The sequence below is a fragment of the Nonomuraea sp. CA-143628 genome (genome assembly GCF_050942315.1).
Taxonomy (GTDB): domain Bacteria; phylum Actinomycetota; class Actinomycetes; order Streptosporangiales; family Streptosporangiaceae; genus Nonomuraea.
Genome location: NZ_CP192072.1, coordinates 3,289,247 through 3,310,439, shown reverse-complemented (window position 1 = coordinate 3,310,439; position 21,193 = coordinate 3,289,247). Strand labels below are relative to the sequence as shown.

Annotated in this window: 21 protein-coding genes and 1 tRNA gene; 9 read left to right on the top strand and 13 right to left on the bottom strand. The window is 69.8% G+C overall.

The window, feature by feature from the left end; translation table 11 throughout:
• Positions 1 to 3: 3 nt before the first annotated feature.
• A complete protein-coding gene (locus ACQP2T_RS15480) occupies positions 4 to 618 on the bottom strand; it encodes a hypothetical protein (protein ID WP_433516828.1) in 615 nt (204 codons plus the stop codon).
• Complete coding sequence (locus ACQP2T_RS15475; protein WP_433516827.1) at positions 615 to 1,478, bottom strand: hypothetical protein; 864 nt, start codon at positions 1,476 to 1,478, stop codon at positions 615 to 617. Before ACQP2T_RS15475 ends, ACQP2T_RS15480 begins: the two co-directional genes overlap by 4 nt.
• Positions 1,479 to 1,725: 247 nt before the next feature.
• On the opposite strand from ACQP2T_RS15475, the gene ACQP2T_RS15470 reads away from it, so the two are divergent.
• The 4 genes from ACQP2T_RS15470 to ACQP2T_RS15455 all read left to right on the top strand — a co-directional run bounded on the left by ACQP2T_RS15470 (position 1,726) and on the right by ACQP2T_RS15455 (position 9,489).
• Entirely contained in the window at positions 1,726 to 2,577 is an 852-nt protein-coding gene (locus tag ACQP2T_RS15470) for a helix-turn-helix domain-containing protein (RefSeq protein WP_433516826.1), read from the top strand.
• 203 nt (positions 2,578 to 2,780) lie between these two features.
• On the top strand, positions 2,781 to 5,108 hold the full coding sequence (locus ACQP2T_RS15465) for a hypothetical protein (protein ID WP_433516825.1): 2,328 nt from the start codon (positions 2,781 to 2,783) through the stop codon (positions 5,106 to 5,108).
• 12 nt (positions 5,109 to 5,120) lie between these two features.
• Positions 5,121 to 8,444 carry a NucA/NucB deoxyribonuclease domain-containing protein gene (locus ACQP2T_RS15460; protein WP_433516824.1) on the top strand — a complete coding sequence of 1,108 codons (3,324 nt, stop codon included), beginning with the start codon at positions 5,121 to 5,123 and terminating at the stop codon, positions 8,442 to 8,444.
• A 268-nt stretch (positions 8,445 to 8,712) separates the two neighbouring features.
• The gene (locus ACQP2T_RS15455; protein WP_433516823.1) at positions 8,713 to 9,489 is read left to right on the top strand and encodes a trypsin-like serine protease; all 777 of its coding nucleotides are present in this window, start codon (positions 8,713 to 8,715) and stop codon (positions 9,487 to 9,489) included.
• Positions 9,490 to 9,538: 49 nt separating this feature from the next.
• Here the strand turns inward: ACQP2T_RS15455 and ACQP2T_RS15450 are convergent, their stop codons facing one another.
• Positions 9,539 to 9,715 (bottom strand): hypothetical protein, encoded by a 177-nt coding sequence (locus ACQP2T_RS15450; RefSeq protein ID WP_433516822.1) that lies wholly within the window; start codon positions 9,713 to 9,715, stop codon positions 9,539 to 9,541.
• 318 nt (positions 9,716 to 10,033) lie between these two features.
• Positions 10,034 to 10,106: transfer RNA gene (locus tag ACQP2T_RS15445), tRNA-Ala, on the bottom strand.
• 76 nt (positions 10,107 to 10,182) lie between these two features.
• On the opposite strand from ACQP2T_RS15445, the gene sigJ reads away from it, so the two are divergent.
• Positions 10,183 to 11,076, top strand: coding sequence for an RNA polymerase sigma factor SigJ (sigJ, locus tag ACQP2T_RS15440; protein WP_433516821.1), 894 nt, complete (start codon positions 10,183 to 10,185; stop codon positions 11,074 to 11,076).
• 5 nt (positions 11,077 to 11,081) lie between these two features.
• On the opposite strand, the gene ACQP2T_RS15435 is transcribed toward sigJ, so the two are convergent.
• Positions 11,082 to 11,210 (bottom strand): hypothetical protein, encoded by a 129-nt coding sequence (locus ACQP2T_RS15435; protein WP_433516820.1) that lies wholly within the window; start codon positions 11,208 to 11,210, stop codon positions 11,082 to 11,084.
• Positions 11,211 to 11,216: 6 nt separating this feature from the next.
• Here ACQP2T_RS15435 and ACQP2T_RS15430 point away from each other — a divergent pair, with 6 nt between their 5' ends.
• On the top strand, positions 11,217 to 11,957 hold the full coding sequence (locus ACQP2T_RS15430) for a dienelactone hydrolase family protein (RefSeq protein WP_433516819.1): 741 nt from the start codon (positions 11,217 to 11,219) through the stop codon (positions 11,955 to 11,957).
• Between the two features lie 52 nt (positions 11,958 to 12,009).
• Here the strand turns inward: ACQP2T_RS15430 and ACQP2T_RS15425 are convergent, their stop codons facing one another.
• Complete coding sequence (locus ACQP2T_RS15425) at positions 12,010 to 13,452, bottom strand: pyridoxal phosphate-dependent decarboxylase family protein (protein WP_433516818.1); 1,443 nt, start codon at positions 13,450 to 13,452, stop codon at positions 12,010 to 12,012.
• Between the two features lie 70 nt (positions 13,453 to 13,522).
• On the opposite strand from ACQP2T_RS15425, the gene ACQP2T_RS15420 reads away from it, so the two are divergent.
• On the top strand, positions 13,523 to 14,500 hold the full coding sequence (locus ACQP2T_RS15420; protein ID WP_433516817.1) for a GlxA family transcriptional regulator: 978 nt from the start codon (positions 13,523 to 13,525) through the stop codon (positions 14,498 to 14,500).
• On the opposite strand, the gene ACQP2T_RS15415 is transcribed toward ACQP2T_RS15420, so the two are convergent.
• The 6 genes from ACQP2T_RS15415 to ACQP2T_RS15390 form a co-directional block, all read right to left on the bottom strand.
• Entirely contained in the window at positions 14,481 to 15,308 is an 828-nt protein-coding gene (locus ACQP2T_RS15415) for a metal-dependent hydrolase (RefSeq protein WP_433516816.1), read from the bottom strand. The two genes, ACQP2T_RS15420 and ACQP2T_RS15415, sit on opposite strands and share 20 nt — an antisense overlap.
• Positions 15,305 to 16,552: a CynX/NimT family MFS transporter gene (locus ACQP2T_RS15410; protein ID WP_433516815.1), complete on the bottom strand. Its 1,248-nt coding sequence runs from the start codon at positions 16,550 to 16,552 to the stop codon at positions 15,305 to 15,307. The genes ACQP2T_RS15415 and ACQP2T_RS15410 overlap by 4 nt, the downstream gene beginning before the upstream one ends.
• A gap of 125 nt (positions 16,553 to 16,677) precedes the next feature.
• The gene (locus ACQP2T_RS15405) at positions 16,678 to 17,364 is read right to left on the bottom strand and encodes an SRPBCC family protein (RefSeq protein WP_433516814.1); all 687 of its coding nucleotides are present in this window, start codon (positions 17,362 to 17,364) and stop codon (positions 16,678 to 16,680) included.
• 52 nt (positions 17,365 to 17,416) lie between these two features.
• A complete protein-coding gene (locus ACQP2T_RS15400; RefSeq protein WP_357939863.1) occupies positions 17,417 to 17,797 on the bottom strand; it encodes a hypothetical protein in 381 nt (126 codons plus the stop codon).
• On the bottom strand, positions 17,794 to 18,174 hold the full coding sequence (locus ACQP2T_RS15395) for a hypothetical protein (RefSeq protein ID WP_433516813.1): 381 nt from the start codon (positions 18,172 to 18,174) through the stop codon (positions 17,794 to 17,796). Before ACQP2T_RS15395 ends, ACQP2T_RS15400 begins: the two co-directional genes overlap by 4 nt.
• A 10-nt stretch (positions 18,175 to 18,184) precedes the next feature.
• Positions 18,185 to 18,874, bottom strand: coding sequence for a TetR/AcrR family transcriptional regulator (locus ACQP2T_RS15390; protein ID WP_433516812.1), 690 nt, complete (start codon positions 18,872 to 18,874; stop codon positions 18,185 to 18,187).
• A gap of 54 nt (positions 18,875 to 18,928) precedes the next feature.
• On the opposite strand from ACQP2T_RS15390, the gene ACQP2T_RS15385 reads away from it, so the two are divergent.
• Positions 18,929 to 20,284, top strand: coding sequence for a DHA2 family efflux MFS transporter permease subunit (locus tag ACQP2T_RS15385; RefSeq protein ID WP_433516811.1), 1,356 nt, complete (start codon positions 18,929 to 18,931; stop codon positions 20,282 to 20,284).
• A complete protein-coding gene (locus tag ACQP2T_RS15380; RefSeq protein ID WP_358555047.1) occupies positions 20,254 to 20,748 on the top strand; it encodes a DUF523 domain-containing protein in 495 nt (164 codons plus the stop codon). The genes ACQP2T_RS15385 and ACQP2T_RS15380 overlap by 31 nt, the downstream gene beginning before the upstream one ends.
• A 7-nt stretch (positions 20,749 to 20,755) precedes the next feature.
• On the opposite strand, the gene ACQP2T_RS15375 is transcribed toward ACQP2T_RS15380, so the two are convergent.
• On the bottom strand, positions 20,756 to 21,136 hold the full coding sequence (locus ACQP2T_RS15375) for a hypothetical protein (protein ID WP_433516810.1): 381 nt from the start codon (positions 21,134 to 21,136) through the stop codon (positions 20,756 to 20,758).
• Between the last annotated feature and the right edge of the window lie 57 nt (positions 21,137 to 21,193).

Here is a 21,193-nt window from a genome sequence, read left to right as displayed (position 1 = left end):
CCGCTACCGCTCCGGGACCGAGCCGCTCGCCGCCCGCACCCTGATCTGGCCGAGCGCGGCGTGGCTGGCCCGGATGTCGGAGATCAGCACGTACGCGACCAGCAACAGCCCGAGACAGAGAGCGTCGGCCCCCCACCAGGGAATCTCGGCGAGCAGCAGATAGCCGTCACTGTCGCTCAGCGACCTGATCACCACCGTCACCGCCGCCACTACCACGGTGACCATCAGCCAGCTCCGCAGTCGGGGTAGATTCCCCTTGTTCCACAGCCGGATCCGCCAGCTCATGAACACGGTGAGCACGCCGAGCAGCGCGCAGAACCCGATCAGCCACCACGGCAGCGCGAAGGCGGTCTGCTCGGCGATCTGCGCCTGCGTGGTGCGCAGCTCGGTCTCGGCCTTCCGCTTGGCCACCATGGCGGCGTCGAGCTGCTTCTGCAGCTGGGCCACGCTCTGGCGCGTCTCCTGACGCGGCGGCGTGGGGACGTCAGTCGGCAGCATCCGCGCCACGACGGTCAGCATGATCGCCACGAAGGACAGCGCCAGGACGATGGACATGAACAGGTCGATGAAGCGCAGGTCGAGCGGCGGCGCGAACGATCTGACGGCCCGCTTCCTCACTGCTCCCTCACCAGCGTGTACTTCTGCGGCCGGCTCTCGGCGGCGCTCAACCGCTCCACCGCGGTACGCAGCGCGTCCAGGCCCTTGACCAGCTCCTCGGTCCTGCCCCTGGACTGGGACAGCTCCTGGGTGAGCCCCGTCATGGCGGGCGCCACCTGCTTGACCGGCAGGCGCGCGATGTAGATGAGGAACACCTCGTCGGCGGCCACCACGCTGGCCCGCTCCGCCCGCTCGATCAGCGCCATCCCACCGAAGGCGAGCACGCTCAGGAACAGCGCGACCAGGGTGACACCGAACGCCGACGCCAGCTCGGGCAGCACGTGCTGCTTGAGCGCGGTGATCAGCACGCTGGGGTCCCCCTGGTTGTCCAGGGCGTTCGAGAAGGAGCTGACCATCGCGGCCATCGTCAGCGCGGTGCCGATGAACCCGAACACCGGCAGCGCCCAGATGAGCGCGTGGTCGAGGTGGTGCTTGTTGGCCATCTCACTGTCGTCCAGCGCGGACCGGGCGCCGAGCACCGCCTCACAGTCGTTCCCGGCCTCGGCCGCCTCCTTGAACAGCTTGAGCCGCCGCCCCACCAGCGTGTCCTCGTTCGGCTTCACCGCCTGCACGTTCGCCACGGCCCGCGCCGTCGCGGCACTCTCCCGCTGGATATCCGGTACGGCCCTGACGAGCCGGAGAACGGTGGTCAGGAACACCGCGATGATCAGCGTGACCACGACCTCCGCGGCCGGCGGAGCCGTGGTCGCACCCACGGACACCAGCAGCGTTTCCACCGCTCCGGCCACGAACAGCAGCGCGGAGACCATCAGGCCCACCACAGGCGCGAACGCCGAGTGACGCCAGCCGTACTTTGACACCCTTCAACCCCACTCCGGCCCACAAACTTGTCAAAGGACTACCTAAGCACACGTAAAGCAACCATTGGGTTACGGAGGGCAGATCGGCTCGCTGAGTTTCGACCGCCGAGCCGGCCGGCTACCTGCTCCTCGTGGTCGAATGCCTGGTCGCTCCAGATACCGAGTGATTTCTCCGAATATCATCGGCTCGAGATCAGTCCATGACGCCCATGAGTTCGGCCGCGTGCGCGCGGGGGACGGGGGATGCGTGAGCGCCTGGCGACCGTTGGCCGATTCGCTGAGCCCGGAGATGCGGCACCTCACCCGCGAACTGCGCGTCATGAAGGACCGCACCTCGCTGAGCCTGGGGCAGCTGGCGAAGAAGACCGCGTGCAGCAAGTCGGCCTGGAGCCGCTACCTCAACGGCCAGGCGCTCGCCCCGTACGCGGTGGTGGCCGCGCTGGGCGAGTTGGCCGATGCCGACCAGGCCCGGCTGCACGCGCTGTGGGAGCTGGCCGCCGAGTCGGGCGGCCGCGCCGGCGAAGGGGCGTACACGGCGACCGGCGACGGCCCCGGAGTGGACGAGGAGGATGACGAGGGGGAGGATGACGCGGAGTCGACCATGCCCTTCAGGGTGGTCAGGGACTCCTCACCGACTCGGCGGTGGCTCGCGATCCTCGCCATCGGGGTCGTGGTGGTGGCCATCGGGCTGGTGGTCGCGGTGCTGACCGGTGCGATCTCCCGCCCGGTGGCCTCGCCGACCGGGCCGCGTACGCCCACCCCGGCGGGCAGCTGCCAGGCGAGCGACTGCACCGGTCGGACGGCGGAGCCCTTGGGCTGCGCCCGCGACGCCGTCGTCACCGCGTACGTCCAGGTGGACTACGCACGGCTCGAACTGCGCTACAGCGCGGTGTGCCGGGCCGCGTGGGCCGTGCTGACCGGCGCGCGCCGCTACGACCGGGTCAACGTCACCGGTGACGCCGGCGCGGAAGCCAAGGGCAAGGACCGCGCCGGCTCCGCCGCCGCCACGCCCATGGTCGCCGCGGCCGGGCCGGAGGTGGGCTACGCCTGCGCCGAACTCACCAGCGGCGCCCGGAAGTGTGTGGCCGCGCGGCGCTGAGCTCACCAGCGGCGCCCGGAAGTGCGCTGAGCCGGGGTCGGGTGTCCCGGGATTTCCCGGTCTTCCGGGCGTCCCCGCAGGTCGGAGGCGGGCCGTCCCACGGTTTCCCGCGTACTGGGTGATCCATGTACTTCCCTCGCCAGGGCGGCGACGATTCACCCGCCCGTGAATCGGCGGCGCTTCCCGACAGGAAGGACTCCCACGTGTTCAGGTTTCGCCGGCGGCCGGTGGCCGCCTTGGTGGCCGTCTTCGGCTTAGGCATGGTTCCGGTCGCCTGGGCCGATGGCCCGTACCTCGCGGTGAACGGGGTCCCGCTGGCCGGGGGCAGCGTGACCGCGCCCTTCACCGCGGACCTCGTCGATCCGGGCGTGGTGACCGACGGCGTGAAGTTCCTGCTGGACAACGCCTACCTCGGCAAGGACACGACCGCGCCGTACCAGTGGACGGTCAACGCTTCGACCGGTGGCCACGAGCTGAAGGCGAGATGGAGCGCGGCCGGGACCACGGTCTCCGCCGAGGCCACGTTCACCGTGACCACACAGCCACCCACTCCGACCCCGACCCCGACTCCCACCACAACCCCCACGCCGACTGTCACGCCCACACCGACACCCACCGTCACGCCCACGCCGCCCGCCGACGGTGAGGCGCGCACCGGCCTCGATCTGACGGCCGGCAACCGCCGTACCCCCGTGGCAGGGCTCTACGACTGGTCCAAGGCGGGCTACCGGGAGGGCGCGCCCCTCCCCGGCGCATCCGACTACACCACCGACACCGCCTGCCGCCTGACCCCCGCGACGCTGGCCGCCACGTACAACGTGCTCCCCGGCGACGGCGGCGACGACACCGCGGGCCTGCAGGCGGCGATCGACTTCGTACGGACACAGTGCTCGCCCACCGCGTCCCCGAACAAGCTCAGCTCCATCCAGCTTCCCCAGGGCGAACTGCTGGTGACCGGCGAGATCAAGGTGGACGCCGACTACCTGGTGATCACCGGCGCCGGCGCCGACCCGGCCACCGGAACCAAGATCGTGTACCGGCCGGGCTCCGCCACCATGTACGACACCCTGACCTCCGACGGCTCCGACTGGGACCAGTCCGCGATGGAGTGGGGCAAAGCCAACGGCGGCTGGCTGTGGCCCGGCCGCGGGCTGTTCCGGGTCGAGTCACGGTGCGTGGCGGCCCAGTACCGGGTCGGCGCGCAGGCCGGCTGCCCCGGCGCCGGAACCGCCGACGAGGACGACGAGACCTACGACGACGCCCCGGCCAACCGCAAGGACATGTTCGAGGGCACGGTCAACGCGCACTGGGTGTCGGGCGTCAAGCTGCGCGCCATGCCCGGCACGCCGGGATTCGCCGGCAAGACCGGCCAGGACACGGTCTACCTGAGCACGAGCACCTCGGCGGCGCTGATGGCGGGCATCAAGGTGGGCGGCTACGTCAACGTACGCGCGGCCAACACGCGCAACTTCTACGCGCAGATGACCGTGCCCGCCGGCAGCGGCGAGATGGAGAACCTGCACATGCGGCAGCAGCTCTTCAAGGTCAAGGCAGTCGACACCACCGCGAAGACCGTACAGCTCGACAAGCCCCTCGAATTCGACGTGCCGGTCGACTCGACCTCGGACGGCTCCGCGGCCATCGACGACACCGTGTACGCCTCCAAGGTCGCGCCGCTGATCGACCCGGTGGTGGGCGTCGGGTTCGAGAATTTCTTCCTCACCCAGGACATGCCCGGCCTGGACGAACAGGCCGCCGTGCACAACTACGGCAACATGGCGCCGGCCGCCGAGATGCACGGCATCGTCGTCAAGCACGCGGCCGACACCTGGATCAAGGGCATCCGCACGCACATGACCGGGTCGCACCCCATCGTCACCGAGGAGGCCAAGAACCTGTCGGTGGTCGACAACACGCTCGACGGCGCCTGGAACAAGGGCAAGGGCGGCAACGGCTACCTGCGCGGCTCGCGCGTGTGGGACTCGGTCTACGCCGGGAACACCACCACCGGCCTGCGGCACTTCACCTTCCAGTGGTCGGCCTCCGGCAACGTGGCGATCGGCAACAAGTTCGACTCCGACATCAACCTGCACGGCGGCTGGGAACGCAACAACCTCTTCGAGCTCAACCGGAGCACGGTGCCGTACGACCACAGGTCCGGCAGTTGCACCGCGCGCTGCGGGGGCGAGGGCGGCGGCACGGACGACGGCACGTGGTTCCCCGTCTACTGGTCGGCCGGTCCCAAGGCCGTCAAGTGGTCCGGCGCGTCGGGGCCGAACAACGTGCTGTTCAACAACGTGCTGAAGAAGCAGGCCGACGGGCCGGCCGCACCGTACGAGGACTACTACCCGAGCCCCACGACGATCTACCGCTTCGGCTGGAACGGGACCGGCTGGCAGCACCTCGACGTCGGCGGCGTCCCGATCACCGACTGGGCCGGCAACGAACGCCGCGACTACACCGGCGGCCACGGCGTGGACGCCACCGGAACCGACACACAGTCGTCCCTCTTCCTCACCGTCATCCCTTAAGGAGCTCTCACGGTGTTACAACGCTTATCGCGGCTATTAGCGGTTCTCTCTGGACTCATCGTCATCCTCTCCCTTCTGACCGGAATCTCGGCGGCGGCCGAGCCTGCCCCGCCGCCCACCACCCCCGCCGGCAGCGTCCCCGCCGCCGACGCGGACTGGGACACTCCACTGACCGGTTCCCGGCTCAAGGTGCATGACGGCTGCTCCGCCGGGGCCGTGAAGCTCTTCGGGGGACGGAAAGACGGCTGCACGAAGCCGAAGGCCGTCGGCCTCACCACACGAAAGGCACGCACGGCCACCCGCGCGGCCGCCACGTCGCTGCCCGCCGGGTGCGCGGCCTCTCCGGAGGGGGCCTGGCATTTCATCAGCCGGGTGGAGGTGTGCGCGCGAACCCCGCTGCAGGCGGCCAAGGTCTACAACCGGGACCGCACCGAGCAGGTGGGCCAGCTCAACTACTTCGTGACGCAGTACTGGCACGCCGAGGTCAACGCCGATGGCCGGGCCATGAACACCTGGAGCTACGAGGCCGAGGTCGTCGCGATCCCCCTGGGCAGCTGGGGCGAGGTGGACGGCGCCGGCGTCGCGGCCAAGGCGTTCTACTGCGAGAAGCTCGGCGTCAAGCCGTCCTGCCCGAGGGTGCTCGACGACGGGAGCGACTACAAGGAGTTCCCGCGCGGTGATGGCCTGCCCACGCACCCGCTGGTGTACGACACTCCGGTGCGCGGCACCTGGACCACCGACACCGTCGTGTCGGCCCGGAGCGGTGAGGTGTCCTGGGCGACGGTGCTCGGCCGGGTGGAGATCGTCTTCCCGGACCACCCGGATCAGCCCGCGATGTCGGTGCTGGCCACCGAGCCGGACATCCGCTGCGACGGGATCGACTCCACCATCAAGGACGCCGGTTGCGTGTTCCCGCAGCAACCTGACGTGATGACCTTCGCCCTTGATAACAGAGAGGTACAGGAGCACGCGCTGCACATCCGCGACGCTCAGCGACGGCGCGGCGTGCCCGGCATGAATGACGGCGGCCCTGCCCCCGGCGAGCCGGGCGGCGTCCCGCTCACGCGGGGCGACAAAGACGACGCCAATCGGAAGCTCGCCTGCCCGGACAGCCTGCCGCGTCCACCGGGTGGTCTCGACAGTTGCGACGAATATCCCTTCAACTCCACGGGAGAGGGCGCGGGCGCGAAGAAGGGAGTCTCATGCCGGATGATCGACAAAGCACAGAACAGCAAGGGCGGTACCAACCTCAATCTCTTCTATCAGAACCACCACGTCCTGAAGATCGACAATCCCGCCGATCCCACGGAGAAGGGCGACGCGTTCTACGTTCAGATCACCGGCAAGTACAACGCGGTATCCCCACGCGCCTGGGCACCCAACGCCGATCACACGTGCGGCTACCCCGACCTGTACATTCCCCCGCCCGCCCCGCTGACGGACCTGGACCTCTCCGCGGGCAACCGCCGTGGGCTCCAGATCGGCCTGCGTGACTGGTCCAAGGCCGGATATCTGGATGGCGGCGACCTCCCCGGCGCCGGGGACTTCAACCCGAACGGCGCGTGCGCCATCACCTCCGCCGCCATGCAGAGCCAGTACGGAGTGCGGCCCAACGACGGGCAGGACGACACCGGCGGCATCCAGAACGCCATCGACCACATCAAGACAGCGTGCTCACCGAGCGCCGGGTATCACTTTCTCAGCCAGATCACCCTTCCGGCGGGGACGCTCAACGTGACCCACCAGATCTACGTGGACGCCGACTACACGGTGCTCCGCGGCGAGGGCTCCGATCCCGGCACCGGCACCCGAATCGTCTACACCCCCGATGCCAACACCCGATACGACAAACTCACCGCCGACGGAGCGGACTGGGACGAGGACGCGATGACCGTCGACCGCGGGGACGGCAATGCCGAACCCGCTCCCGGCGGATGGATCTGGCCGGGGCGCGGCCTGTTCCGGGTGCAGGCCAGAGAGCGCCATCCCGACTACGAGAACGGCTGGAAGGCGGCGCCGCAGAACCGCAAGGACATCTTCGAGGGCACGGTGAACGTGCACTGGAAGGTCGGCGCGAAGCTCAAGGAGAGCGCGAAGTGGGGTGAGGGACTCGCCGCGCGGACGGGCGACATGACGATCACCCTGGCCGACAGCACCAACAGCAAGATCATGGCGAACTTCAAGGCCGGCGCGTACGTGAACATCCGCGCCGCCAACACGATGAAGTTCTACCAGCAGATGGAGGCCGTGCCGACCGAGCACGAACTCCAGAACCTGCACATGCGGCAGCAGATCTTCAAGATCACGGCGGTCAACGGCAAGACCATCACGCTGGACAAGCCGCTGGAGTACGACGTACCGGTCAACTCCACCTCCGACGGTTCGGACCCCATTCCCGGGCTCGACAAGCCCTTCGACTCCAAGGCGTCGCCGATCGTCGATCCGGTCTTGGGGGTGGGGATCGAGAACCTGTACTTCACCCAGGACATGCCCTCCGAAGAGGCCGCCTCGGCCAGCCACAACTACGGCAACATGGATCCGGCCGGGGAGATGCACGGCATCGTGCTGAAGTGGGCGATCAACGGCTGGGTCAAGGGGGTCCGGTCGTACATGACCGGTTCCCACGCCATCGTGACCGAGGAGGCCAAGAACCTTTCGGTGATCAACAACTACCTGGAAGGCTCATGGAACAAGGGCAAGGGCGGCAACGGCTACTTCCGCGGCTCCCGTGTCTGGGACTCGGTGTACGCCGGCAACGCCACCCGCAATCTGCGGCACTTCACCTTCCAGTGGTCGGCCTCCGGCAACGTGGCCATCGGCAACGACTTCGACTCCGACCTCAACCTGCACGGCGGCTGGGAGCGGGACAACATCTTCGAGCTCAACCGCGTCAACACGCCGTACGGGCACCGGCCGGGGAGCTGCTACAGCAACTGCGGTGACGAGGGCGGCAGCCCACCGGACGACTCACAGTGGTTCCCGATCTGGTGGGCCGCGGGAAAGAAGGCGGTGAAGTGGTCCGGATCATCCGGCTACAACAACATCTTCTTCAACAACATCATGAAAAAGCAGCTCGATTCCAGCAATAACGCATCGATCACCTACTACCCCGACCGCACAAAGATGTACTCCTTCGGCAGCACGCTCATCGACGGCACCCTGCCTACCTGGAAGCACCTCACGGGGCCGGACGGCGCCGGCCCGATCGCGAACTGGGCCGGGTACGAGCGGGACGACTTCTGCACGGGCAATCGTGGCGTGTGGTGCGAGCCCATGAGCGGCAAGTCCCTGTTCCTGAACAACGTGCCGTCGTCGTGGCCGGACAACACCGGCTGATCGGCGCTCGGACCTGGAATCGCAGGTGAACGGCCATCACGTGATCATCTGGAGGTCACGTGATGGCGCCCCGAGCGGAGGAGAGTCACGACGCATAGATGGAGTCGTCTGTGCGCGGCATCGCCGAATCCCGCGTCCCCGCACTCACAAGCGTCACATCAGCCCTGGCCAAGGTAAATTTTTTGTGCGGTATGTCACGCTGCGGCTATGTTCCGCCTACACTCCTCAGATGCGTTACGTCCCTTTTGTCCTAGTTTTTGCTGCCACGATGGCGTATTCAGCCACGCCCGCGGCAGCCATCACCAACGGCTCGGACGACGGTGACGCCCACCCGGAAGTAGGGGCCCTCGTCGCTGAGAAGCCACACTCCGACGGTACCTGGGCGTACTGCACCGGCACCCTCGTCTCGCCGACGGTCTTCCTCACCGCCGCGCACTGCGGGGAGCGGAATCAGAAGACGGCCCAGGTCTCCTTCTCCCATCACTACACACGCGGCGACCAGCTCTACTCCGGCCGGTACATCCCCGACCCGCGGTTCACGATGAACTCGGATCTGCACGACATGGCGGTCGTCGTCTTCGACAAGCCCGTCACGGGCATCCGCCCGGCCCAGTTGCCGGAGGCGGGCATGCTCGACCGCCTGAAGGCCGACGGCAAGCTGAAGTCCGCACATTTCACCCCCGTCGGGTACGGCGCCCTGTCCCCGACCAAGGAAGGTCACGGCTCCCAGGCCAAGGGAGGTCAGGGCGAGCAGTGGCATTACACCGACACGCGCCGCCAAGCGTCCATCTCCTTCGAGAACCTGTCCGGCAAATGGCTGGACCTGTCCCTGGCCTCCAATGGGGACGGCAGCACCTGCTTCGGCGACTCGGGCGGCCCGAACTTCCTGGGCGGCCCCGACTCGCATCTCCTCGTGGCCACGTCGATCAGCGGGGCCGACGACGCCTGCAAGGGAACCAACTACGACTATCGCCTGGACAAGCCGACGGCCCGGCAGTTCCTCGGCAAGTACGTCACCCTTCCCGAAGCCGCCGACCTCCGGTAGTTCCGCTGGACGTGTCCGGGGCAGGCCTTCCCGGCACGATCATGCCGGGTCACAGGCCGGTCCCGTCGAACGGATCGCGTAGGTCGTCATCGATCATCATGTCCAGATCAGCCCGCACCTCGCCCCAGTCAACGGCCGGGGCGCTGGCGAAGACAGCCTGTGCCTCAGCTGTGGGGACGAACTGGCGCACACTCACCTCGGTCGGACGAGGCTCCGGAGCATCCATGGCTGATGATATCGGCCGTGCCACGGCGTCATGTCCCGACAATGATCGACGCCCCAGCGGGATGAAAGCTGCAACAAGAACACGCAGGCGAAGCCCCAAATAAGAACGCCCGAGCGAAGCGAAGGCCCTACAGGGGTCGGGACCAGGCCCGACTGGAAGAAACCGCCTGAAGCCCCCAAGCGCGAAGCGCCAAAAGAGGCGAAGCCGATTGGCCCGACGCTGGGGGTCCGGGGGTTATCCCCCGGGGTAAACAACGAGGAGGCCGCGGGGAGCGAGCCCCCGTAGGGGGCGAGCGACCATACCAACCCCGCCAACGAGTGGAGCTATGGGGATTCGAACCCCAGACCCCCTCCATGCCATGGAGGTGCGCTACCAGCTGCGCTATAGCCCCTTGATGCGATCTCAGTGTATAGGAATCCGGGCGTGGCTGTGTCACACACGATCCCCCGTGATACGTCTTAAGTCTCATGTCGACCTTCGAAGACCACCGCGGCCTGCTGACCGGCGTCGCCTACCGGATCCTGGGCAGCGTGGCCGATGCCGAGGACGTGGTGCAGGAGGCGTGGCTGCGCTGGTCCGGCGTGGATGAGACGACCGTCGCCGATCCCAAGGCGTACCTGGTGAGGATCGCGTCGCGGCTGGCCATCGACCGGCTGCGGTGGGCGAAGTCGCGACGCGAGTCGTACGTCGGCCCGTGGCTGCCCGAGCCCATCAGCACCGCGCCCGACGTGGCGGAGCACGCGGAGCTGGCCGATTCCGTCGAGTTCGCGCTGCTCGTGGTGCTCGAAACGCTCTCGCCGCTGGAGCGGGCGGTGTTCGTGCTGCGGGAGGCGTTCGATCTGCCGTTCTCCGAGATCGCCGAGGTGATCGGCCGGGCCGAGCCCGCCACGCGGCAGCTGGCCAGGCGCGCCCGCGATCACGTACAGGAGAAGCGGCCCCGTTTCGACGTGGACCGCGGCGAGCGGCGGCGCATCACCGAACGCTTCATCCGCGCCTCCACCAGCGGTGACCTGGACGGGTTGATCGAGTTGCTGTCCACCGACGTGATGTTGGTGAGCGACGGCGGCGGCAAGGCCCGGTCCCCGCTGCGCGCCCTGACCGGCGCCGCGAACGTGACGCGCTTCCTGACGTCCATCGCCACCCCCGAAGGCATCGCCAAGTTCATGGCCTCGATCGGCACAAGCGACTTGGTCACCTTGTCGTACGGCCTGGCGAACGTGAACGACGCACCCGCCGTGGTCGTCTCAGCCGGGGACCGCGTCGTCACCGTCATCTCCCTGCTGGTCACGAACGGCAAGATCGACACCATCTACCTCATCGCCAACCCGGACAAGATCACCCACATCGACGTCCCGTCCTGACGCCCTCAAAGGCGCTCCGCCAGAACGACCAGCACGGGCAGAGCGGCGCCAGACCCGCCCAGCACCGTGCCGAACGCCTGCGCGGTCACCTTCTCCAGGTTCGCCGGCTGGGCCGAGGTGTGAGGTAGTTTCACCCCATCATGTGCTACGACAACGATGCGAAACCGCCCGTCCACGCGGCCCCCATCACCGGAACAAGCACCTCCGACATCAGGCTGACCTCGGCCGACGGCACCGTGTTCGCCGCCTGTGAGGCCCGTCCCGACGACGTCCGCGGGCCGGGCGTGGTCATCCTGCCCGACCTACGCGGGCTGCACGACTTCTACAAGCAGCTGGCCGTACGACTGGCGGAGCAGGGTCATCCGGCCATCGCCATCGACTACTACGGCACGACCGCCACCGACGACGAGCGGGGCGAGGACTTCCCCTTCATGGAGCACGTCTCCAAGATCAGCAGGGAGACCATCCAGGACGACATCATGGCCGCGGCCGACCGGCTGGGCAGGCCGGCGGTGGCGCTCGGGTTCTGCGCGGGCGGGCGCAACGCGTTCTTGGCGTCGGCGCCGCGCTTCGGGCTGGCGGGCGTGATCGGCTTCTACGGCGCGCCGGGCATCGTGGGGCCGTACGGTCCGGGGCCGACGCAGCACGCGGCCGAGCTGGGCGCGCCGATCCTGGGCCTGTTCGGGGGCGCCGACGAAAAGATCACCGGTGAGCAGGTGAGCGAGTTCGGCGCGGCGCTGACGGAGGCGGGGGTGGCGCACGAGCTGATCACCTACCCGGGCGCCCCGCACGGCTTCTTCGACGCCACCGCCGCCGGGCACGAGGATGCCTGCGCCGACGCCTGGCAGCGGGTGCTCACCTTCCTCAAAGACAAGGGGTAGCGCGGCCAGGCGTCCGAGCTTCCCCGCGACACCAGCTTCAAGCCGAGCGGCCTTACACCGGCTGCGCCTCGCGTGCCCGGCCGAGCGCGGCCACGACGGCCTCGATGTCCGCGGCGGTGGTGCGGTAACTGGTCAGGCACAGGCGGATGCCCGGGCGCCCGGCCAGCTGGACGGTGCTGACCCAGGCCTCGCCGCCGGCGACCACGCGATCGGCCACGGCCGCGTGCCAGGCGGCGCTGTGCTCGCGTCCGTCCCGTTCGGCATCGGGGTCGGCGACGCAGATCACCGGCAGCGGGGTGTCGTTGATCCGCCGCCATCCCTCCTCCCGCAGCCGGCGCCCGAGCAGCTCTCCGAGCCGGACGTCGCGCTCCAGCTGTGCGGCGTGGGCGGGACGCCCGGCGGCGGCCAGCCCGAGGAACACCTTCAACCCGGCGAACCGGCGTGACCACTGCACGCTGGTGGCATAGGGGTCGGACGCGCCCTCGCTCTCGTCGGGCATGTACGACGTGCTCGCCCGGAAGCTGCTCGCGAGCGCGTCCGGATGCCGGGTCAGGAACATGCCCGCCCCCATGGGCGCAGACAGCCACTTGTGCGCGTCCACTGTGACACTGTCGGCGAGCTCCACACCGGCCAGCAGCGGGCGCAGCCGGTCCGACAGCGCGATCGCGCCCGCCCAGGCGGCATCGACGTGGAAGTGCACGCCCCAGATCGAGGCGAGTAAGGCCAGCTCGGGCAGCGGGTCGATCGCGCCACCGGCCGTGGTGCCGGCGGTGCCGACCACGAGGAAGGGGGCGAATCCCGCCGCGATGTCGGCCGCGTACATCTCGCGCAGACTTATGAGGTCCAGCCGGTGCCCCGCGTCAACGGGTACGAGCCGGACGGCGTCGCGTCCGAGCCCTGTCATGTGGGCGATCTTGAGCCAGGCCAGATGGCTCTCGGCCGAGGCGTACATCACCGGCTGCCCCGGCAGCCCGAGCAGTCCCGAGCGCGGATAACCGTCGAACGCCCGGGTCAGGGCGATGACGACGGCGGTCAGGTTCGCCTCGGCGCCGCCGACGGTGAAACTGCCCTCCGTGGCGTCGGGCAGGCCGAGCCGGCCCGCCATGAACCGCAGCACGTGGCGCTCCATCTCCACCGCGGCCGGGGCGTGACTGTAGGCGGCGAGCTGCGGATTGACCCCGGCGGCCAGCAGTTCGCCGGCCACTCCCCACCACGTGGGTGTGGGGTTGAACAGGCCGAAATAGCGTGGGTGCGTGGTGTGCACGCCCCATCGGCGCAGCATCCCCGTCACGTCCGCGACGGTGTCCTCAGCCGGCGCCGCCCGCTCGAAGTCGTAACCGGACAGCCAGTCGCGTATCTGCGCGGTGCCCGGCTCGGCGGGGGCGACAGGGCCGTCCGCCACGCTCCCGGCGTGCCGCACGACCAGCTCCGCGACAGCCGCCAGCAGCCGCGCGCCCTCTTTCTCTCCCGCGTCCAGCGGTCCCGTCTCCTCCATGGCTTCACTCTCGCGGCGGCACCGGTTCCGCACTAGTGGCAGAAATGACGAGTTCCACTAGATTTCTGCCATGGGACGGATCAAGGTGGTCGTGCCGGTGCTGGACGCGAGCCCGCTGTTCGAGCTGGCGGTGCCCTGCGAGGTCTTCGGCCGGGACCGGCGCGACCTGACCCCCGACTGGTACGAACTGAGCGTCTGCCAGAGCGCGGACGGTGCGCAGGAGTCACTGAACGGCCTGTGGCTGCGCGCCCCGAACGGGCTGGAAGCGCTGCGCACCGCCGATCTGGTCGTGGTGCCCGCATGCGGGGACGGTTCCTACCGGCCACCGCGGGCGCTGATACGCGGACTGGTCGAGGCGCACGAGAGGGGAGCCCGGATCGCCGCCCTGTGCTCGGGCGCCTTCGTCCTGGCCGCGGCGGGCCTGCTCGACGGCCGGGTGGCCGCCACCCACTGGATGCACGCGGACGAACTACGGCGGCTCCACCCCCAGGTCACCGTCGATGAGCGAGCCCTGTACGTCGACGACGGCGACATCCTGACCAGCGCGGGCACCGCGGCCGGCATCGACCTGTGCCTGCACATCGTCCGCAACGACTTCGGCGCCGCCGTCGCCGCCGAAGTCGGCCGCCGGATGGTGATCGCGCCCCAGCGGGAGGGCGGCCAGGCGCAGTACGCCTCTCCCGCCGCCCCCATGGCCGCCCCGAACCACAGTCTCGCGCCCGTGCTGGAGTGGGCGCTGGAGCGGCTGGATGAGCCTCTCACCATTCCCGGCCTCGCCGGGCGGGCCTCAATGAGCACCAGGACCTTCGCCCGCCGCTTCCGTCACGAGATCGGGCTGTCTCCTGGGCGCTGGCTCAAGCAGCAGCGGCTGGCCAGGGCGCGGGAACTGCTGGAGACCACGTGCTGGCCTGTGGACACTGTGGCCGAGCGTTCGGGCTTCAGCACCGGCAACGGCCTGCGCCAGCACTTCACCCACGCGCTCGGCACCACCCCCTCGGCCTACCGGCGCGCCTATCAGGGAGCCAGGCTCAGCGACAAGAACAGGTAGTACGCATGGTCAGCGCGGCATCCTCCAGAGCCAGCTCGACCGTGACGACCCCGAGCTCCGCCGTACCCCGGACATGCGTGCCCCCGCACGGGATCGAGGTCTCCCCTTCAGGCAGCGCGCAGTGCCACGTACGGCGAGCCGTCAGCCCGGGCCCCGGCACGTCGAGCCAGACCGCCGCGTCGGCCGCGACCCACGCCTTGAGCCGGTCGTTCACCTCCGAGGCGACCTGCGAGAGATCCAGCCCCTCGGCGGAGAAGCCCTTCTTCCTCAGGGACTTGCCGAGCCGGTAGACGTCCTCGCTGCCGAAGGGGGAGATCAGCGACGAGGTGATCGCGCTCTGGTCGAAGTCCGGGTGGCCGAGCCCGTCCAGCGCCGCGGGCTTGCGCCAGTGCCCGGCGAGGGCGGCGTTCAGGGCGAGCGCGGCCAGGTGGCAGGCGGTGTGACCGGCAGACAGGGCCGCCCGATGGCCGGGGTCCACCTCCAGCGCGACCTCGGTCCCCACGGGCAGCGGGGTGTCGGTCACGTGGACGACCAGCCAGGCCCAGCCCTCGGTGCCCCGGCGTACCGGGATGTCGGGTCCGAGGAAGATCTCGCCGGTGCCCGACTGGGCCCCCGTGACGCAGTCGGCCACCGGCAGCCCGCCGATCGTGCCCCGGTCGGCGGGCTGGTCCGGCCAGGTGTGATCGAGCGGGTGGAACGGTGTTTCGGCGACGACGAGACCGTGCCGGCCCCCCGCCGGCACGGCCCCGACGATTTCCGAGCGGCCACTGACATGACCGTCGGGGAAGGTGACAACTGTCGAGTTCATCCGCCCATTCTGGCAGGGACAGGCTTGTTCACCGGCAGGGACTCGTCCTCGAGATACCGGTTACGTCCCGCGTACAGGCCGGTGAGCAGTTGCACGACCAGCACCGCGAACATCAGCGCGTACGGCAGCGTCCACCCGCCGGTCATCTGGTGCAGCACCCCCACGAGCAGCGGCCCCGCACCCGCGATCAGGTAGCCGGCGCTCTGCCCGAACGCCGACAGCGCGGCGGTGGTCTCCGGCGTACGCGTACGCAGGGCGAGCATCATCAGCGCCAGCGGGAACGACCCCATGCCGATCGCCACGAACGTCACCCAGACCGGCGCCGTCGAGATCGGCGCGAGCCACAGCCCGGCGAACCCGATGGCGTAGCAGGCGACGAGCCCGACCACCACCGGCCGCTGGTCGCGGAAGCGGGAGGCGAGGACGGGCACCAGGATCGAGACCGGGATGCTCAACGCGGTGAACACGCCGAGCAGGAGCCCGGCCTGGCCGGTGGTGAAGCCGCCGTCGGTGAGGATGGTGGCGAGCCAGCCGAACATGATGTAGGCGATCATGGACTGGGTGCCGAAGTAGATCGCGACCATCCAGGCCAGCTTGCTCCTGACGAGCCGGCGGATGCCCGCGTCCTCCTGGCCGATACGCCGCTCCGGCTCACTGCGCAGGAGCGCAAGCCACGGAATGACGGCGACGGCGGCCAGGGCCGCCCACACGCCGAGCGCGATGTGCCAGTCACCTGACGCGCGCTCGATCGGCACGGTGGCCGCGGCGGCGAGCATGGTGCCGACGGCCAGCGCCACGGTGTAGACGGTGGTCATGATCCCGGTACGACCCGGGAAGTGACGCTTGATCAGCGTCGGGATGAGCACGTTGCCGACGGCCCCGCCCGACAGCGCGACCGCGCTGCTCAGCAGGAACACCGGCGCGGAGCCGACCAACGAGCGCACGAGCAGGCCCACCCCGAGCGTGACGAGCGCGAGCAGCAGCAGCCGGTGCTCGCCGACGCGCCGGGCCAGTGTGGGCGTGACGGCGCCGACCGTCGCGAAGGCCAGCACGGGTAGCGTGGTGAGCAGGCCGGTGCCGACACTCGACATGCCGAGCGCGCCGGCGAGCTGGTCGAGCAGCGGGCCCACGCTGGTGACGGCGGTACGCAGGTTGAGCGCCGCGAGGACGATTCCCAGCACGAGGAGCCAGACAAGGGATCTGCCTTTGGACTCTTGGTCGGTCTCTTGGACGAGCACGCTCATGCGGGGACGGTCCTCCACTCATCAAGTCATGGGATGAATCGTCATGTTAACAGGCCCGAAACCCGCATTTATTCCTAAACATGGCAAACCCCCCGAGAACACCCGGGGGGTTTGCGGTAAAGCCATCACAGGATGGGGCGGGGATCCTGCGGCGGCTCGTCACGCGGAGGCACCGGGCCGGGCGGGGGGCTGGGCACGGGGCCGGGCGGCGGAAGCGTGGCGCCGCCGGGGAACTCGCCGCCCCCGCCGATGGTGCCGGGCGGCATCGGGCGATCACCACCGCCGGGCGTCGTCGGCCGGTCCCCGGTCACGGGCGGCACCGGCTGGTCGCCCTGGTCGTAGCCGGAGCCGCTCTGGTGCGGCCCGGGCACGTCGCCGCGCCAGCCGCCGGTCTCGCCGCCGCGCGACTCGATGAACGACTTGAAGCGTTCCATGTCGTTCCTGATGCGCAGGCGGACGATCTGCAGCCAGTCGCCGACCGTCTCGACGAAGCCCTCAGGGTCGTACTCCATCTGGAGCGTGACCTTGGTCGTGTTCGGGTCGAGGTGGTGGAAGGTCACCACGCCCGCCTGGTGCGGCCGGTCGACCGACCGCCAGGCGATCCGCTCGTCCGGGTGCTGCTCGGTGATCTCGGCCTCGAACTCGCGCTTGACTCCCGCGATCTCGGTGACCCAGGCCGTACGTGTGTCGCTGAGCTGTTTGACTGATTCGACACCCTCCATGAACTCGGGGAAGCTCTCGAACTGCGTCCATTGGTTGTATGCCACCCTGACGGGGACCTGGACATCTACGGAGTGCTCGATCGTGCTCATGGAGGGCCCCCTGCCCGAGCCCCCGGCCCGTTAACGCCTGCGCACCGGCTCGTCAGCGCCTGCGCAGCAGCCAGTAGAGGCCGACGAACGGCAGTACCAGCGGGATGAACAGGTAACCCTTCCCATAGACCGACCAGACGGTGGCCTCCGGGAAAGCGGCCGGATCGAGGACGCTGGCCGTGCCGATGAGCAGCACCCCCGCCAGCTCCACGCCGAGCGCCGCCAGCGCGAGGGTGCGCGCGCCACGGGCCAGCGCGACGGTGAGCAGGATGTAGACCAGCGCGGCGAGCGCCGACAGTGTGTAGGCCAGCGGCGCCTCGCCGAACTTGGTGAGGATCTGCACCGTGGCCCGCGCGCCCGCGGCGAGTGCGAAGAGCCCATAGACGGCCACGAGCGCCCGGCCCGGCCCGCTGCCGATCGCCGGCCCGCTCACGGCATGCCCTGCCAGATCTGCAGCAGCCGGCCCGTCATCACCGCGACCGCGAACCCGGCCACGACCAGGATCGCCGGCCCCCACCGGCTCCGCTCGGCCAGCGCGAGGAAGACCCCCGCCGGCGGGATGACCGCCAGCCCGGCGAGGTAACCGTAGAGCGTGCCCTTCTCGGCGGGGCCCTGGCCGCCGACCACCGCGGCGATCACGATGCCCGCCTGGACCAGCACCGCCACCTCCAGCACGGCGAACCCGACCAGCAGGATCATGCCCATGGACCGGTTGCGGATCGCGGTGATCAGGCTCGCCAGGGCGAGCAGCAGCGAGCCGACGATCACGATCGTGGGGTTCATCGGGAAGGCGGCGGTGGTGGTGTTCATCGAGAAAAGGCTATCGCCCGGGTAGGTCGCCCTCGATTCCGTCCAGCAGCCAGTTGAGACCTCGCTCGTAGGTGTCGTCGGCGCCCGCCACTCCGCCCTCGATCAGCGGCGCGAGCCGGGGGAACGCGCCGCTGGCGACCAGCTCCCGCATGTAGGGCTCGGCGAGGGCGGTCCGCTCGGCGTCGCTGACCCCCATCCGGCGGGGTGCGGCACGTTCCAGCGACTCGCGGACGATGAAGCCCAGTGAGTAGTCGTCGATCGCGGCCAGGATCCGCCACTTGGCCGGCTGGTCGACCGCCAGCCCGTCGAGCGCGGCCAGCGACTGCTCGACGTGACGCAGGCCGTTGGGGCCGACGGAGACACGCTGGGAGATCAGGTCGACCCGCCACGGGTGCCGGAGCACCATCTCCCGCTCGCGCCGGGCGATGGTCAGGATCGCCTCGCGCCAGTCCTCCGGCAGTGGCTCGTCGACCAGCACCTCCGCGGCGATCTCGTCGGCCATCAGGTCGAGCAGGTCTTCCTTGCGCTCGATGTAGGAGTAAAGGGTCATCGCGCGGGCGCCCAGCTCGGTGGCCACGCGCCGGATCGAGACGGCGCCCAGCCCTTCGGCGTCGGCGATCGTGATCGCGGCGGCCACGATCGCCTCCCGGGTCAGCGCGGGGCGTCGCTGCGGCGCGGGCCGCGACCAGACGGAACTCACGAGCCCAGTCTAAGCGGGGCGATACAGCGTACGAGAAGTGTTACGGTGTACGGCATGCGATACAGCGTACGAGATCCCCTCAAGATGACCGGCCTGGTGGTCCTGCTGGGCGTGATCATGACGATTCTCGACACGACGATCATGAATGTGGCCGTCAACGTCCTGGCCCGCGACTTCCACACGACGCTCGCCACCATGCAGTGGGTGATCACCGGCTACCTGCTGGCCCTGTCCATGACCATCCCGATCACCGGCTGGGCCGTCGGCCGGTTCGGCGCGAAGGCGGTCTGGCTGACCTCGCTGGTGCTGTTCGCCGGCGGCTCCGCCCTGAGCGCCACGGCCTGGTCGGTGGGCGCCCTGATCGCCTTCCGCGCGGTCCAGGGGCTGGGCGGCGGCCTGCTCATGCCGGTAGGCCAGGCGATGATCGCCCAGGTCGCGGGCCAGGACCGGATGGGCCGGGCGATGGCCATGATCTCGGTGCCCGCGATGCTGGCCCCGGTGCTCGGGCCCGTGCTCGGCGGCGTGATCGTGCGCGACCTCGACTGGCGCTGGCTCTTCCTGATCAACCTGCCCATCTGCGTCATCGCCCTGGTGGCCGCGATCACGCTGCTGCCCGGCGGGCGGCCGACCGGCGGGAGCCGCCTCGACGTGCTCGGCCTGGCGCTGCTCTCCCCCGGCCTGGCCGCTCTGGTGTTCGGCCTGTCGGAGGTGGGCAACGGCGCGTCGCTCGCCCATCCGGCGCTGTGGGGCGGGCTCGCGCTGGTGGCGGTGTTCGCGGTGCGGGCGGTGCGGAGGCCGGGCGGGCTGCTCGACCTGCGGTTGTTCGGCGACCGTACGTTCGCGGCCGCCGTAATCGCGCTGATCTGCTACTCGGCGGCGCTGTTCGGCGTGACCGTGCTCGTCCCCCTCTACAGCCAGCTCGCCAAGGGCGGCGACGCGCTGGACGCGGGGCTGCTGCTGGCGCCGATGGGCCTCGGCGCGGCGCTGACCATGCCGATCGCCGGCAAGCTCACCGACCGGAGCGGGCCGCGCGGGGTCGGCGCGGCGGGCGTGGTGCTGGCGACGCTCGGCATGCTGGGGTTCGTGCTGTTCGGCGGGCTCGTCCCGATGCTCGTGCTGGGCCTCGGGCACGGGCTGGTCGCGCCGTCCGTGGCCGCCGCCGCGTTCAAGACGCTCGACCGGGCCGCCATGCCCGCCGCCTCCACGCTGAGCAACATCTCGGTACGGCTGGCGTCGTCGTTCGGCGTGGCCCTGCTGGCCGTACTCCTGCAGGTCTTCACCAGGGCAGGCGTCGCCGAGCCGTTCACCTACGCGTTCGGTTGCGCGATCGCGCTGGCCGCCGTCTCGCTGGTGCCGATCGCGCTCCTAAAATCGTCGGTATGGAGAGAGTCCTCGTCAGCGCCTGCCTGATGGGCCGCCGGGTGCGCTACGACGGCGGCGCCAAGACCAGCGCCGACGCCCGGCTCGCCGCCTGGCGCGAGGAGGGCCGTCTGGTGCCGTTCTGCCCCGAGGTGGAGGGCGGACTGCCGACCCCCCGCCCGGCCGCCGAGATCGAGGGCGGGGTGAGCGGCGCGGCCGTGCTCTCGGGAGCCGCCCGCGTGCTCACCGCCGACGGGTCCGACGTCACGGCCGAGTTCCTGGCGGGCGCGCAGTCGGCGCTCGCCGTCGCCCGCTCCTTCGGCGTCCGGGTGGCGGTGCTGAAAGAGGGCAGCCCCTCGTGCGGCTCGCTGACCGTCTACGACGGCACGTTCCGGGGCCGCCGGACACCCGGCCAGGGCGTCACCACGGCGCTGCTGGAGCTCAACGGGATCCGCGTCTTCACCGAGGACCACATCGCCGAAGCCGACGCCTACCTGCGCACCCTCGACACGTAACCGGCACCTACCTGCGCACCCTCGACACGTAACCGGCGCCGGCCAGGCCCGCGATCAGCAGGGTCGCCATCACGCGGTGATACCAGGTGTTCAGCGTGGTCGTCTCGCCCGCGCCGAACGCCATCGCGAGTATCCCCATCAGCACCCCGGCCAGCGCGCCCGCGTGGGTGTGGAACAAACCGTCCCACGCCCACGGCCGGCGGCTCAGCGCACCGTAGGCGCCGGCGAGCATGGTCAGACCGCAGAGCGTCTCCACGATCGTCGCCGGCACGATCACGGGCTCGCGCAGCGGGCCGAGCGGGAGCCCGGTGTGCAGCAGCGCCGCGCAGAAGAAGATCAGCGCGTAGGCCGCCGAGAGGGCTCCCAGCGCTTTCCGCAGTGCGTCCATGCCGTCACGCTCGCACCTGGGGCGGCGCTGGGCATCGGCTGTACGGCTATGGCCGGG